Annotated in this window: 13 protein-coding genes, 2 tRNA genes and 1 other RNA gene; 3 read left to right on the forward strand and 13 right to left on the reverse strand. The window is 27.8% G+C overall.

The window, feature by feature from the left end; translation table 11 throughout:
* The 7 genes from ABXT65_RS05350 to ABXT65_RS05380 form a co-directional block, all read right to left on the reverse strand.
* Positions 1–1,683 (reverse strand): peptidoglycan D,D-transpeptidase FtsI family protein, encoded by a 1,683-nt coding sequence (locus tag ABXT65_RS05350; protein ID WP_415322839.1) that lies wholly within the window; start codon positions 1,681–1,683, stop codon positions 1–3.
* Positions 1,676–1,984, reverse strand: coding sequence for a cell division protein FtsL (locus tag ABXT65_RS05355; protein WP_415322840.1), 309 nt, complete (start codon positions 1,982–1,984; stop codon positions 1,676–1,678). The genes ABXT65_RS05350 and ABXT65_RS05355 overlap by 8 nt, the downstream gene beginning before the upstream one ends.
* Positions 1,981–2,991 (reverse strand): 16S rRNA (cytosine(1402)-N(4))-methyltransferase RsmH, encoded by a 1,011-nt coding sequence (gene rsmH / locus ABXT65_RS05360; RefSeq protein ID WP_415322842.1) that lies wholly within the window; start codon positions 2,989–2,991, stop codon positions 1,981–1,983. The genes ABXT65_RS05355 and rsmH overlap by 4 nt, the downstream gene beginning before the upstream one ends.
* Positions 2,992–3,009: 18 nt before the next feature.
* A complete protein-coding gene (ftsZ, locus tag ABXT65_RS05365) occupies positions 3,010–4,503 on the reverse strand; it encodes a cell division protein FtsZ (protein WP_415322843.1) in 1,494 nt (497 codons plus the stop codon).
* 2 nt (positions 4,504–4,505) lie between these two features.
* Positions 4,506–4,973, reverse strand: a complete 468-nt coding sequence (mraZ, locus tag ABXT65_RS05370) for a division/cell wall cluster transcriptional repressor MraZ (RefSeq protein WP_415322845.1) — start codon at positions 4,971–4,973, stop codon at positions 4,506–4,508.
* A 254-nt stretch (positions 4,974–5,227) separates the two neighbouring features.
* An RNA gene (rnpB, locus tag ABXT65_RS05375) (RNase P RNA component class A) lies at positions 5,228–5,583 on the reverse strand.
* 42 nt (positions 5,584–5,625) lie between these two features.
* Complete coding sequence (locus ABXT65_RS05380) at positions 5,626–6,369, reverse strand: N-acetylmuramoyl-L-alanine amidase (RefSeq protein ID WP_415322847.1); 744 nt, start codon at positions 6,367–6,369, stop codon at positions 5,626–5,628.
* A gap of 69 nt (positions 6,370–6,438) precedes the next feature.
* Between ABXT65_RS05380 and ABXT65_RS05385 the strand changes: the two genes are divergently transcribed.
* Both ABXT65_RS05385 and ABXT65_RS05390 read left to right on the forward strand, forming a co-directional pair.
* Positions 6,439–7,224, forward strand: a complete 786-nt coding sequence (locus ABXT65_RS05385; RefSeq protein WP_415322849.1) for a VacJ family lipoprotein — start codon at positions 6,439–6,441, stop codon at positions 7,222–7,224.
* Positions 7,225–7,238: 14 nt separating this feature from the next.
* Positions 7,239–7,829, forward strand: coding sequence for an MlaC/ttg2D family ABC transporter substrate-binding protein (locus ABXT65_RS05390; RefSeq protein WP_415322851.1), 591 nt, complete (start codon positions 7,239–7,241; stop codon positions 7,827–7,829).
* Positions 7,830–7,848: 19 nt separating this feature from the next.
* Here the strand turns inward: ABXT65_RS05390 and ABXT65_RS05395 are convergent.
* The 5 genes from ABXT65_RS05395 to ABXT65_RS05415 form a co-directional block, all read right to left on the reverse strand.
* Positions 7,849–7,925: transfer RNA gene (locus ABXT65_RS05395), tRNA-Ile, on the reverse strand.
* Positions 7,926–8,024: 99 nt separating this feature from the next.
* Entirely contained in the window at positions 8,025–8,633 is a 609-nt protein-coding gene (locus tag ABXT65_RS05400; RefSeq protein ID WP_415322852.1) for a VTC domain-containing protein, read from the reverse strand.
* Between the two features lie 2 nt (positions 8,634–8,635).
* Positions 8,636–10,831: a hypothetical protein gene (locus ABXT65_RS05405; protein ID WP_415322853.1), complete on the reverse strand. Its 2,196-nt coding sequence runs from the start codon at positions 10,829–10,831 to the stop codon at positions 8,636–8,638.
* Complete coding sequence (locus ABXT65_RS05410; protein ID WP_415322855.1) at positions 10,824–11,456, reverse strand: DUF4956 domain-containing protein; 633 nt, start codon at positions 11,454–11,456, stop codon at positions 10,824–10,826. Before ABXT65_RS05410 ends, ABXT65_RS05405 begins: the two co-directional genes overlap by 8 nt.
* A gap of 59 nt (positions 11,457–11,515) precedes the next feature.
* Positions 11,516–11,590, reverse strand: a tRNA-Val gene (locus ABXT65_RS05415).
* Between the two features lie 132 nt (positions 11,591–11,722).
* Between ABXT65_RS05415 and ABXT65_RS05420 the strand changes: the two genes are divergently transcribed.
* Positions 11,723–12,445 carry a class I SAM-dependent methyltransferase gene (locus ABXT65_RS05420; RefSeq protein ID WP_415322857.1) on the forward strand — a complete coding sequence of 241 codons (723 nt, stop codon included), beginning with the start codon at positions 11,723–11,725 and terminating at the stop codon, positions 12,443–12,445.
* 68 nt (positions 12,446–12,513) lie between these two features.
* Here the strand turns inward: ABXT65_RS05420 and rpoD are convergent, their stop codons facing one another.
* Positions 12,514–14,337, reverse strand: coding sequence for an RNA polymerase sigma factor RpoD (gene rpoD, locus ABXT65_RS05425; protein ID WP_415322859.1), 1,824 nt, complete (start codon positions 14,335–14,337; stop codon positions 12,514–12,516).
* Between the last annotated feature and the right edge of the window lie 58 nt (positions 14,338–14,395).

The following is a 14,395-nucleotide window of genomic DNA, read 5'->3' on the forward strand; positions in this document are numbered from 1 at the left end:
CTAATTTTCTATATATTTTGTGGCTAAAATAGGCCCAATTTTTTGTATGATTTTGCCTGCAACTTCAACAGAGGTCCATCCCGCTGTATTAAATGGTGTTCCTTTGTAGGATCCACTCTTGTTCTTATATTTATAAATATAGTCTTCTGATGTCTTTGGCTCGTCTAGTAATACTATCATCACATATTTAGGCTTAGATGTAGGAAATATGGATGCAAAGGTATTAACTTTTGCTTTTCTTGTATATCCTCCAGCTATAGGCTTTTCAGCTGTTCCGGTTTTTCCACCAACATCATATCCTTTAATATTTGCCAATCCTGCCGTACCCTCTTTTGTTGTTACAATTTTTCTTAATATTTCATTTATTTGTTTTGAAACACCCTCTTTAATAATTCTTTTTGGATTTTGATTATCTTCTAATTTTTTTTTAATCAAGCTTGGTTTAATTTCAAAACCACCATTTGCAATAATAGCGTAACCTTTTGCTAATTGTAGTGGTGTTGTGGTTATACCATGTCCAAATGATACAGTTGCTAATTTACATTTTCCCCATCTAAACGGAATTGGTTCACCAACTTCCTCAATATCAAAATCTATTTTGCTTAAAACACCTATTTTTTCTAAAAATAACTTTAATTTTTCAATTTCAAGTTTTTGTCCAATTCTAACAGCTCCTATATTGCCTGATCTAATTAGAATTTGCTCAACTGTAAGGTCTGGCGGAATTTTCTTATCATATTCTGAAATTATATTTTTTCCACATTTTAATCTTTTTTCTAAATTCGAAAATTCTGTATCTGTTTTAATTAAACCTTCCTCTAAACCTGCTGCTACAGTAAAGGTTTTAAAAACAGATCCTAATTCATACACACCTTTAGTGGCTCTATTAATAAAATCTATATCACTTACTGTTTCTCTTTTATTGAGATCAAAGTCTGGGTATGAAACCATTGAAATAATCTCTCCGTTATTAACATTCATTAAAATCGCTGCACTACCTTTGCTTCTAAATATTGAATGAAACTTTATTAGCTCTTCTCTAATTAAAAATTGTATGTCGGTATCTACAGTTAATTGAAGAGGTTCTTCTATTTGCTTTAATTTTTTATCAAAAGATTTTTCTAAGCCTGATATACCATTATTGTCATCATCTATTTGTCCAATAATATGACTAAAAAGATTTTTTTGAGGATATACTCTGGTTAATTTTTCTTCAGACTTAATTGATTTATCTCCAAGCATCATTATTTTTTCATAATTATCTGCTGTTATTTTTTTTTCTAAATAAAAATATTTATTTTTCTTGAGTTTTTTTGATATCTCATTGTAATTTTTATTTGGGAATATCAGCTGTAAATTAATTAGAAGTTTTTTTTTATCTATCACTTCTATAGGGTTAATCCCAACATCTATGGAACTAACCGTTTTAACTAAATAATTTCCATTTCTATCTATTATATCTGCTCTATAGTTTTTTTTTGTGATTAAAGGTTTAATTTCATTCTGGATTTTTAATGACCCTAAATGGAGAAGTTGTATTGAGTAGATTATTGAAATTACTAGAAATATAAAAAAAATAAAGGCAATTCTATTAAATTCTATATTTAAATTCGTTTTACTTTTTTTATATGAAAATTCATTTTCATACTCTTCTAAGAAAACATTATTTTTTTTATCATTCATCGATAATTTTCTCTAAGAAATCACTTATTTTTATATTATTACTTTTTTTATTAAGTTTTTTAATTTTTGTAATATCAATTTTTATTAAATCTTTTTCAAAGTATTGAGTTTGATATTGTGTTAATTTATCTGGTGAGCTTAAATAATTATACTCTAAAAGCACGTCGCCTAGCTCCAATTTTAAAGGCCTAATAGTTTCATTTACCATGAAAATTTTATCTTCTATTTCTTTTGTAGAATTTTTTACTAATGATGTGCCTAGGATTAATACAAAAATAATTGCAAATACTACTTTCTTCATAATTTCTTAGAAAAATTTTCAATTTTGATTAAATGATCAAACTTCTCTAAAATATCTGTTTCAAAATCGTAAAAGTCTTCTTTTTTAATAACATATCTCAATTTTGCAGACCTTGATGGTGGGTTTTCTTGAATTTCTTTTTCAGATGGTACAATTGGTTTTTTACTTAAAGATTTAAATAAATTAACTTTTTCCACACCCTTAGGCATGTAACGTGACACACTTTTATTTTCTGATAAACTTTTAAAGAAATATTTTACTATTTTATCTTCAAGTGAATGAAATGTAACAACTGCTATGATCCCATCTTTTTTAACAACTTTTGCAGCATTAATTAGTCCATAAATTAACTCACTAATTTCTTTATTAACAAATATTCTTAATGCTTGAAAAACTTTTGTTGCACTGTGTGTTTTTTGATTTTTTTTTCTTTTAGATGAATCAATAATTCTTACTAGCTCCTCTGTCGTTATTTCTCTAGTTGCTCTATCATCTACAATGTTGTGTGCTATTCTATTGCTATCTTTTTCATCTCCAAAATATTTAAATATTTGAGCAAGCTCTTTTTCATCTAAATTATTAATTGCTTCTTTTGCTGAAAAATCATTTATTCCCATCTTCATGTTCAGTTCTCCAACAGTCTCGAAAGAGAGACCTTTTTTAGGATCTTTTATTTGTGTATAAGAGTAACCCAAATCAAAGATTACTCCTTTTATATTTTCATTTTTGAGTTTTAAATTATTTAATTCACTAAATTTAATATTTTTAAATAAAAATCTATCTTCAAATTCGTTTTGAATTTCTTGAGCTTTTTTTAAACTCTCTAAATCTCTATCAAGTGCAATAACTCTTGTCTTTTCAAATTTGAGAATTCTCTTTGAATATCCACCTTGACCAAATGTGCAGTCAATGAATGTGCCACCATATTGAGGGGTAATAATGCTAATTATTTCAGTTAGCAATACCGGATAGTGACTTTTCACATCTGGTATTATGGTGGCTATCATTTATTTTTTTGAAGACCATTAATTTTTTTGTCTTCTTAAAAATGCAGGAATTTCTAGATCATCATCCTCAGTAGTATTTTCACTAGTCTCTGTCGATAATAATCCTTCTGTTTCTGTAGTTTCATTATCTGAACTAAATAAATCTGGAGCAGTTTCACCTTCTACACCAAAGTTTTCAAGTCCATTAGAAACATGCTCTTCTTCTATTGAGTTGCTTTCTTCAATTTCATTAGTAGCAGCACTAAGCGCTTCCTCTGAAAAAGATTTTTCATAATCACTTGATTGATTATCTTCAATAATACTCTCAACTTCTTGATTACTAACAGTTTGTTCACTCAACAATTCTGATGTCGAACTATTTGTTGCTGGTTCTGCAATAATTTCATTTTCTAACTTTAATGCGTTTGCTCCATGAGAAATGGGACTAGTCATTGTGGGTGAAAAATTAAACGATTGAGCTGAGCCTGCAGTGTTAAAGTCTGAATAACCAGGATTTCTATTCTGTATTCTATGAACCATATTAATTACAGATTTACTTTCTGGTTGCTGTCCATCTAATGCTGTTGCAACAATTGATACTCTGATTTTTCCATCAAGTTCTACAGAAGTAATAGCTCCAATAATAACTTCAGCTTCCGGATCTACTTCAGCTCTTATTTTGTTAACTACCTCATCAACTTCAAAAAGTTTAAGATCTTTACCACCAGTAATGTTTACTAATAATCCTTTGGCGCCTTTTAGCGTATAATCATCAATTAGTGGGTTGCTAATTGCCATGTCTGCTGCTTTTGCTGCTCTACCTTCTCCTTCAGCTTCACCTGTTCCCATCATTGCTTTGCCCATTGAAGCCATTACAGTTTCAACATCAGCAAAATCTAAATTAACTATACCCGGTCTAACCATTAAATCAGTTACACTTTGTACACCTTGCATTAAAACATTATTTGAAAGATTAAAGGATTCCTCAAATGTAGTTTGTTCATTTGCAATCTTAAATAGATTTTGATTTGGAATCACAATAATTGTATCTACATGTTTTCTTAATTCTTCTAAGCCTTGTTGAGCTCTTCTCATTCTTGAAGGTCCTTCATATAAAAAAGGAAGCGTCACAACACCTACTGTTAAAATATTTAATTCTTTTGCAGCTCTTGCAATAACGTGTGCCGCACCTGTTCCAGTTCCACCACCCATGCCAGCTGTAATGAATACCATGTTTGCACCTTGGAGTGTGTTCACAATTTCATTTAGAGATTCGTCTGCAGCTGCTTGACCAATGTCATGTTTAGCACCTGCTCCTAAACCTTTTGTTAAATTTAGACCAATTTGAATTCTTGCTTTAGCTTTACTTAATTTTAAATCTTGTGCATCAGTGTTCACAGCAATAAATTCCACACCTTGTAATCCATTATCAATCATTTCATTAAGTGCATTTCCGCCTGCTCCGCCAACTCCCACAACTAGTAATCTTGGTTGCAGTTCTTTTATTTCTGGTGATTTAAAGTTAATTGTCATTTTTATTTCCCCTCATTGTTATTAAAATGTTTTTCCCATTTAAGGCTTGCACGATTTAGATTTGCTTTTTTTCTAGCATTGACCTTAAATTTTTCAAATGTTGCTGGTTCCCATATTTGGAATGTTTGACCTTGACCAACAAATAACATGCTACTTTTTATTTTTGCATGTTTTAATAATTTTATTGAAAGTGAAATTCTACCTTCACTATCAAATTGTAAATTCATACTTTCAGATAATATTGATGTTGCAAAATAATCTCTTTTTTCTTCAAATGGACTTAGAGAATCGATGCTTGTTGAAAGTTTTTCAATTCTATCCTGTGAACAAGCTTCAATAGACTGATTATTAAATGATGGATAGCAAATAACACCATTGTATCCTAAATTTGAAAGATGGGACCTGAAACTAGCAGGCACTGATACTCTTCCTTTTTTGTCTATTTTGTTCTCGTAAGTAGATAAAAACATATTTTTTATAATTCATAAATTCCATAATGGGAATATATGGGACAATATGGGTATTTTAAACGTTAGTCAATATGTTCATTTTAGGTGTATTTATTAACAATTGTAGACAACTTTTATGTATCTTCATTGGTTTTAAAATCAATTCTTAGTTTTAATTATTACAATTTGAAAACGAAAAAGAAGAACAGAAATGATTCAATTATGAATCAAAAGGTGAACATCAAAATATTAAGTAAGTTCATGCTGTGGATAAGTCTGCTAGACAAACTATAAGCCGGGTTCTGTCATTAAAACTTATCATTTCTCTAGGCTTAAGATCGCTCTTAAGCTCAAGCAACTAACCCTGATGACTAGCCAAAGACGGCTTTTAGTTTTGCAACAATGTCATCTCTACTTAGTCTTGCTCCCAGTGGGGTTTTCCAGCGTTCATTGTTACCAATAGAACCGGTGCGCTCTTACCACACCTTTTCACCCTTGCCATGTTATGGCGGTATATTTTCTGTGGCACTATCCCTAGGGTTTCCCCCGCCAGGTATTACCTGGCACTGTGTCTTTGCGGAGCCCGGACTTTCCTCTTTAAAAAAATTAAAGCGATAAATCGTTCATCTAGCAAGTGTAATTTATTACTAAACTATAGAACTTCAAGAAAAATTTAATTATATCTCTTGAGAAGATTTTCGCTAATAAACAAGCATTCTCTATCAATTTTACTATTGATTAACTCCTGCCTAAATCTTCTTTGAAAAGCTTTACTCACATCTATTAAGTACCTATCTTTATTTAGACCTTTAGGAGTTTTTTTTGAATATCCAATCTTAAATAAATTATTGAAAAAAAAACTTTCCTCTATCTTGCTAATTTTAAGTTTTCTATTTTTTATTAATTCTTGTCTGTTTAACGCATGCCATAAGCCAACTTTTTTTTTAGATAAATATTCCCATGGAAATTTTTCTCCTGGATCTTTTTTTCTTTGTGGCGCTATATCTGAGTGTCCCAAAATATTCTGAGAACTAATTTTATATTTTTTTATTAAAAACTTACTTACTTTTAAAAGAGAAGAAATTTGTTTTTTAGAAAATTTTTTATAACCGAATTCATGTCCAGAGTTTGTAATTTCAATTCCAATGGAGTTTAGATTTAAAGATTTATAATTTTTCCATGAAGATTTTCCTGCGTGCCAAGCTACGTATAAATCAGGTACTAAAGTGAGTATATTTCCGTTATTTTTAATTAAGTAATGGCAGCTAACCCCAGATTGTATATCTGTAAGTCTATTTATAGCGTCGGATTCTTTTTTCATCCCTGTATAATGAAAAATGATAAATTTGATTTGCTTTGTGATTCTTTTTTTAGGGTTAAAATTTGGAGAATAGTTTAATATTGTTTTTAAAGCCATTTTTGCGTCATATTTAGAGCTAATTCTCGATTTACTTTTTAAGTATATACAATATATAATATTTTAATAATGAAAAAATTTTTAACAATATCTTTAATAAGCTTAACGCTTACATTTAATGTAAGCGCTGGAACAGATGGTGAAAATAGCTTATCTAAAAAAAACCCAAAAAATGTCAAAGATTGTTTTGAAAATATAAATAGAGCGACATTTAAATTTAACCAAGTTTTAGATGGTGCTATTATTGAGCCAATTGCAAAAGCTTACAGAGTTCTGCCATCACCAATTAGATCTGGAACGGGTAATGCACTTAACAATCTTTCTTCTCTTGTAACCGTACCAAATAATGTTCTTCAAGGAGAGCTAAAAAAAGCTGGTGTTAATACAGCAAGATTTATTGTTAATACAACTATTGGAGTTTTTGGAATATTTAATGTGGCTCAAAAAATAGGTTTTACAGAATACGAAAAAGAAGATTATGGACAAACACTTGGAACTATGGGCGTTGGTGCAGGTTGTTATATAGTGTTGCCGATCTTAGGGCCTTCAACTGTTAGAGATGCAGCTGGTTCATTTATAAATGTATTGGGTGGAGACCCTTGGTACAATGCTTCTATTAATGGTAATAATGAATATTTAAGTACATCTCAATACGCAGCAACAAAAGTTTTAACAGGAATAGATTTTAGAGCAAAGAATATAGATTCATTTGAAAATTTAGAAAAAAATTCTATGGATTTTTATGCATCCGTTAAAAGTTTATATCTTCAAGATAGAGATCAAAAAATTTCAAATAGAAATGGATCTCTTGAAATTATTTATGACACAGACTGGGAAGAAATAGAATCTCAATAAAATACCTTAGGGATATGAAAAAATTTTTAACTTTCGTAACTTTCTTAACAATTATCCTTTCAAGTGTTGGCAAGGTCCACTCAATTGAAGCGGATATTTTTGTTCAATCTACTGTTAATAGAGCATCAGAAGCTTTGAATGATAAATTCTCAAAAGAAGAAAAAATAGAAAAACTTAAAGAGATCGCAAGTGAAACTGTTGATATAAAAGGAATTGGTCTTTACACTTTGGGAACTTATAGAAAAAGTATTAGTAATGATCAAATGAAACAATATGAGACACTTTTTATGCAATACTTTTTAAAAAGCTTCGCTAGTAGATTGGCTGAGTATTCAAATCCAGAAATAGAAGTAACATCTAAAAAAAAATTAAATGAAAATTATACAATGGTATCTAGCATCTTGGTTTCAACTGAAAAAAGACCAGAGGTTAAAATTGATTGGAGAATTTATACTAAAAATTCAAAAAATCCTTTTATCAGAGATTTAATTATTGAAGGTTTAAGCCTTGCAAGAACTCAAAAAGAAGAATTCTCATCTATAATTCAAAGTAACGATGGAGATATAAATGCTCTTTTTGCAACTTTAAAAGAGTTTATTAAATAAGCATCCATAAAATAATTTTTGGTGGGCCCACCAGGACTCGAACCTGGGACCAATACATTATGAGTGTACTGCTCTAACCAACTGAGCTACAGGCCCTACTTAATTAATTAGCTTTTACTTTGTTTTTTATTTTCATTCAAGAAAAGAAAAGAACATTTGTTCATTAATTAAATAAGAAATTACAATATTTTAGATTTATATTAAATCTAAATTTTCTAATCCTATACAATATTTGCTAAATCTTGTTTTTTCAAAAGGTAGATCAATCATAAATTGCCCTAGATGACTTTTTGATGAATATTTAATCTCTGGTATTACTAGATCTTTAGAATTTTTAAAATAAGTATTATTTATTAAAGGATCAAATTTTTTAAATTTTATATTTTTATCCAATGTAATTCTTATTTTGTCAGTTTTATAATAAAACCTATCGTATTTAACAATTATTTTAGGGTAACATATTCCATATTCTTTTATGAAAATCCCAAGTTTTAAATATTTTTCAATATTTGAAATTTTTTTCGAAGATTTTAATCTTCCATAATTTAGTGACTTTTTTATTTCTATAAAAAAATTATTAACATTTATATTTTCATAATTATATGTTCTAAATCTTATTTTTGATCTTGGAACTATTCCTTCATTTGAGTCATGGTAAGTCTGAAAATTAGTATTATCAAAATATATAGAATAAATTTCTCTTGACGGAAATGCTTGAGAAATATTATTTTTCAACAACCACTCATCAAATTCAAAAGTTTTATCTATATTTAACTTAAGCTTATCTTCAAATCTAAAATTCATTTTTAATTATATTTAGAAGTTTTATCAATAAAATATGTTGTATCACAATTTAAATTGTTAACTTTTAAGGCTCCTCCATCAAATTCTTTTTTTTTATTATACAATCTAAAACAAAAATTATTATTAATAGAATTAAAATTTTCAATATTTGCTATACTTGAGTCTTTAACAGCTAAAGCATTTTCAGAATTTCTAACAAGTAAATCTATACTTTCAAATTTAGATTTTTCTCCTACAGAAATTCCATTATCTTTACAATTTAATAAATCAAGATTATTAACTACATATTGCCCAAAAGACATATCCATACAGTCATTTCCTGATTTATTTACTTTGGCTGAAAAAATTTTTATCTTAGAAAAATCCATATCTATTGCGTCACTAAAAGAATTTGTAACCTCTATTTTTTCAATGCTTCCATGTGACTTTATGAAGTTAATACTATCCTCACAAATACCGTTGGTTGATTTAATATTAAGATTTTCAAATTTCATACCATAAAATGTAATACAACCGTCTAAATGATTTTTTTTTTTATTTAGTGTTTTGTTAATATCCTCTTCAAATTTGGACTTAAACTCTATAGTCCAATCTTTAATTTTTTTGTCTGAATAAAAAAATACTCTTCCATCTGGATTAACTTGTTTAATATTAATTTTTTTTTTATTTTTATCTACTTCAATATTAATTCCGTTCTTGATAAACTTAGCAAAAAAATTAGAGTCTATTTTTTTAGTTATCCATTTTTGGTTTAATTTTTTAGGTAAATTTTTTGAATATTTTTCATAATCATTTGTCACAAATATATAATCAAAATTATCATTTTTTTGATAATTTTGAGAAAGCAAATCACCCACTTCTTTTAAAGAAAGTTTTTCCTTAATACAGTTTGATAAAGAATTATCACAAATATAGAATACATCAGGATAATTTAAATAAAATACTAACTTGGTAGACTTTGAACTATATTGATCATAGTAATTATCTAATTTATTTTTTGGAAGGTTTTTATTTATATAATTTTTTTTCTCTTGTTCGTTTAAAATAATTAGATTATCAAAAATATTTTTCATACTTAATTTAAAATCGTTTAAATGAGTTTTTTTAATACCAGATTTTTTATTTATATAAAAAAGATTTTTATTATTGATTTTTAAAAAATTTTTAATAATTAAATTTTTTTGAATTTTATAATTAAAGTTTTCTATTTTTAAATTTTGAGATGTAATATTTCCATCATAGTAGATTGGATAAAAATAATCCTCAAAATAATTATAATAAAAAGAACGATTATCTGGAACAAGAGCGTGCTCACCTCCCATTGCAATCAAAAGATCATCATAAAAGTTATGAATAATACTGTTTGAAAGTAAGTTTTTACCTTTATTTAATAAATCATTAGAATTACTAAAAGTATAATTCTTATGGATATCAAAATTTTTTTGGTTACTATAAAAATTTAAATATACTTCATTCAAATATGATAATGCTGATATTGATACATGTGCATTTCGCCAATTCCTTGAAGACCATTTCTTATTGATTACTCTGCCCAATTGTAAATTTCTTTTGCCAATATGATAGAATCTTTGATCTCCCTCAATTATTGGTCCTTCTGGAAAATTATTAAATTCAATCATCTCTTTTGAAATTTTTTCCTGAAATAAATATTCCAATTTATTATCGTTTACTAAAACATTTATTTTCTTAGTCCTCGGTGCAATAAAATTTAGCTTTTTTAAAAGATTTGTAGCTATTATTTCTCGTTCATCAAATCTAGTTTCAGGTAATAGCAATTTAAACTCTGTAATATTATTAATATTTGTATTAAGTAATTTAACATTAAGACTAGAAATAAAATTTATATCGTCTACAAATCTGTAATGATCAGGATTATCGCCATGAAAACGTATCTTGGCTTTGCCGCTACATTTAAATCCATCTTGAAATTCTAAATCTATATTTGCTCTATGGTTTTTTTTTAAATCTTTCTTAATCCAGCCATTATTTCTTACAATGGCAAATGCATTTCTTAACCATTTATCAGTTTTAATAATTTCAATCTTAATCTCACTTAATTTTTCAAAACTATTATGGTTAATATAATTTTTATTTTCAAAACATTGTAGGCTATCATTTGCATGACCAATAGATGAAATATTAAAAGTTATTAATAGTGCAAAAAATATTTTATGCATATTTTACATCAATAGATTTTATACTATCTAATGATTTAAAACTTCTTGATATTTCATCAATAATATTTTCATTCTTAGATGAAAACCTATAAAAATAAATCTTTTCTTTATTATTAAAATGAAAATGTTGAAGATATTTCTTAAATAAATCTATCTTTAGTTCTTCATTACATTCAATTTCTATTGAACAAAGATCATTATCTGAATTGTGAGAAAATGAGAAAAAATCTATTCTTTTTTTCTTTAGAATTAATGTGAAGAAGTAGAGTAACAAAATTATAAAACCAATGGTCACTCCTAATAAAAAAGCATATTTTACATTTACACCAGCTGCAATTCCCACCACAATTAAAGAAAAATATATAACAAGCTCCAAGGAATTCTTTACTGGATTCCTAAATCTTACAATTGATAGTGCACCAACCATACCAAGAGATAAAGCAATATTATTTGAAATTACTTTAGTGACAAAAAAAGTAATAATTGGAAGTAATAAACAAATCAACGTATATTGAAAATTATCAGACCAGCTTTGTTTTGCTATGCTTAGGCTAATTTTTATTATTAATCCTGAAAATATACATGAAAATATAGCTGGTAATATGACATCATTAATTTGCTCCATTTAAAAAAATTATATCATTATGAAAACGATGTCTAGCGTAGACAAAAAGATAATGAAAATGGTGGGACTGGTTGGTTACGCTCCAACTACCCCTGCAATGTCAATGCAGTACTCTACTATTGAGCTACAGTCCCATAATTAATCATCTTAGCATAAAAAGACTGGCTAAATCAAAATATATACAAAAATTTAAACTTGTTTTGTAATATTGAATATTATTTACTAATAAAGTAAATTTTTTCTAAACATCTACTTTTGACATTGAAATGATAAAAATAACTGATTTTTTTACTAAAGAACCAAGAACTTACACGGAGCTAAACGAGTCACTAAATATATCAAGTGAAGAATATCATAAAAAAATTTTAGAAAATAAGATGGATTCTCATACTCAAATTAAAGATGCCCCTCTCTTTTCAAGAAGGCTTGAAATTTTTATAAAACAATTTTTTTTTGATAGGGGAAATAAAACAATAATACTAGATTGCGGTTGTGGTCTTGGTCTTATAGGAATGGAATTAGAAAAATATAAGAATTTTGAAGTATTTTTATCAGAGCCATCAGAATCAATAAAAAAAATAATTGATACTATCTATCCAAATAAAAAATTTTTGCCCTTTCCCATTGAAAAAATTCCAAAAGAGTTCAATAATTTCTTTGATGTAATTTATTTAAGAGAAGTTTATCCTTTTACGAGATCAAATGATATCAGTCTGCACACGGAATTGATTAAAATGCTTAATGAAAAATTAAAAAAAAATGGTATTTTGATTTTTGAACAAATTAAGAATTCAGAAGATCTATTTGATAATTTAGAAAAACTTAAAATTATTTATAAAAAATTTTATTTATTACCAGTAAGATGCTTTAATTTTAGATGGTTTCATAAAATCTATTTCAATATTGACTTTCTTTCATCTCTAACAAAGTTAGCTTACAAACTATCTAATAAAAAAATTAATCATTATATAGTTGTTAAAAAATATTAGATAAGATTAAGAAGATAGTATTTTATACATTTGTAGTTTAAAATTTATCGATATTACAATCTAAAATTTTAACTTTCTAAAAAACTTTTTAGCTGCTTAGATCTGCTTGGGTGCTTCAATTTTCTAAGAGCTTTAGCTTCTATCTGTCTAATACGCTCTCTAGTTACAGAAAATTGTAAGCCTACTTCTTCAAGAGTATGATCTGTGTTCATTCCAACACCAAATCTCATTCTAAGCACTCTTTCTTCTCTTGGTGTTAAAGTAGATAAAATTTTAGTAGTTGCCTCACTTAAGTTAGACTTAATGGCTTGCTCCAAAGGTGCTAAAGCTTTTGTATCTTCAATAAAATCTCCCAAACTACTATCCTCTTCATCACCCACAGGCTTTTCAAGAGAAACTGGTTCTTTAGAAATTTTAAGAACTTTTCTAACTTTATCTAAAGGCATTCTTAACTTTTGTGCTAATTCTTCAGGAGTAGCCTCTCTACCAAATTCACTTAAAATCAATCTTTGAGTTCTTACAATCTTATTAATTGTCTCAATCATGTGAACTGGAATCCTTATTGTTCTTGCTTGGTCTGCAATAGATCGAGTGATGGCCTGTCTTATCCACCATGTAGCATATGTTGAAAATTTATATCCTCGTCTATATTCGAATTTATCTACAGCCTTCATAAGACCAATATTTCCTTCTTGAATAAGATCTAAAAATTGAAGCCCTCTATTTGTATATTTTTTAGCAATTGAAATTACTAATCTTAAGTTTGCTTCAACCATTTCTTTTTTTGCTATTCTAGATTCTTTTTCACCTTTTTGAACTCTGCTAACTAATTTTTTATAATCTGTAACAGACATGCCAAGTTTATGACTTATCTCTACTAGTCTCTCTCTTATATTTTTAAACTCATCTTTATTTTTTGAAAAAAACTGTTTCCACATAGGGTTCGTATCAAGAAATTTTTTAAGATTTGGATTTATCTCGTTTCCAATATAAAATTTGATAAATTCATTTCTTGGAATTTTTTGATCCATTGCTAATCTCAAAAGATTTCCCTCTAGTGAAACTATCTTTTTATTTTCAACATAATGTTTTTGAACTAGTTCTTCTGTTACAGATGGGGATAGTTGAAGTGATTTAATATTTTCTAAAATATCATCCACAATTTTTTGATGTCCTTTTTCCTTAGCTGTTGAAAAGCTTACTGAATTTAGAATACAATCCAATTTTTCTTTTTGATATTTGGTTAATTTTCCATACTCTTTAGTTAAAGTATTAACAGTTTTTAAAACCTTAGGTTTAATTTCAGTTTCCATTGCAGCAAGTGTGGGATTAAATTCATCATCATCACCTGTGCTCTCTTCATTTTTATCTGTCTCTCCAGAATTTCGTTGTTTAGCACTTGGACCTGTGCTTTCGTCTTCCATATAGTTGGTATCGATGTCTATAATTTCTCTAACTAAAATTTCATCCTTTTGAAGTTTTTCATCCCATTCAACAAACTGTTGTGCTGTGATAGGACTTTGCGCTAAAGCAATAAGCATCACATCTTTTCCCGCTTCTATTCTTTTCGCAATTGCTATTTCACCCTCACGAGATAAAAGCTCGACACCACCCATCTCTCTTAAATACATTCTTATTGGGTCATCACTCTTTTCAATAGTTTTGCCCTCTTCTTTTGATGAGTTTTCTTTTTTTCTTAAAACTTTAAAATCTGATTTTTTTTCTACTAGTGCAACGCTCTCATCTAGAATGTGCATAAATGCTTGCTCTAGATTTTCGTCTGAAAGATTTCTTTTACCTAAAGATTTATTCAACTCATCAAAGGTTATAAATCCCCTATGGGTTCCTCGACCCATCAGTCTAGCAAATGATTTTGTAATTATTCTTTCCACAATAGTATATTTGAGAAGACTTATATAAGCGCAATTTTAGAAAAATCCACGTATTTTT

Origin of the sequence: Candidatus Pelagibacter sp. Uisw_127 (assembly GCF_047722515.1) — a bacterium.
Taxonomy (GTDB): domain Bacteria; phylum Pseudomonadota; class Alphaproteobacteria; order Pelagibacterales; family Pelagibacteraceae; genus Pelagibacter.

What these genes read in the sequence shown, in the direction of transcription:
- ABXT65_RS05410 (WP_415322855.1), bottom strand. Translation starts at nt 11,456, where the DNA reads ATGGAGCAAATTAATGATGTCATATTACCAGCTATATTTTCATGTATA.
- ABXT65_RS05350 (WP_415322839.1), bottom strand. Translation starts at nt 1,683, where the DNA reads ATGAATGATAAAAAAAATAATGTTTTCTTAGAAGAGTATGAAAATGAA.
- ABXT65_RS05390 (WP_415322851.1), top strand. Translation starts at nt 7,239, where the DNA reads ATGAAAAAATTTTTAACTTTCGTAACTTTCTTAACAATTATCCTTTCA.
- ABXT65_RS05380 (WP_415322847.1), bottom strand. Translation starts at nt 6,369, where the DNA reads ATGGCTTTAAAAACAATATTAAACTATTCTCCAAATTTTAACCCTAAA.
- ftsZ (WP_415322843.1), bottom strand. Translation starts at nt 4,503, where the DNA reads ATGACAATTAACTTTAAATCACCAGAAATAAAAGAACTGCAACCAAGA.
- ABXT65_RS05400 (WP_415322852.1), bottom strand. Translation starts at nt 8,633, where the DNA reads ATGAATTTTAGATTTGAAGATAAGCTTAAGTTAAATATAGATAAAACT.
- rsmH (WP_415322842.1), bottom strand. Translation starts at nt 2,991, where the DNA reads ATGATAGCCACCATAATACCAGATGTGAAAAGTCACTATCCGGTATTG.
- ABXT65_RS05355 (WP_415322840.1), bottom strand. Translation starts at nt 1,984, where the DNA reads ATGAAGAAAGTAGTATTTGCAATTATTTTTGTATTAATCCTAGGCACA.
- mraZ (WP_415322845.1), bottom strand. Translation starts at nt 4,973, where the DNA reads ATGTTTTTATCTACTTACGAGAACAAAATAGACAAAAAAGGAAGAGTA.
- ABXT65_RS05405 (WP_415322853.1), bottom strand. Translation starts at nt 10,831, where the DNA reads ATGCATAAAATATTTTTTGCACTATTAATAACTTTTAATATTTCATCT.
- ABXT65_RS05420 (WP_415322857.1), top strand. Translation starts at nt 11,723, where the DNA reads ATGATAAAAATAACTGATTTTTTTACTAAAGAACCAAGAACTTACACG.
- ABXT65_RS05385 (WP_415322849.1), top strand. Translation starts at nt 6,439, where the DNA reads ATGAAAAAATTTTTAACAATATCTTTAATAAGCTTAACGCTTACATTT.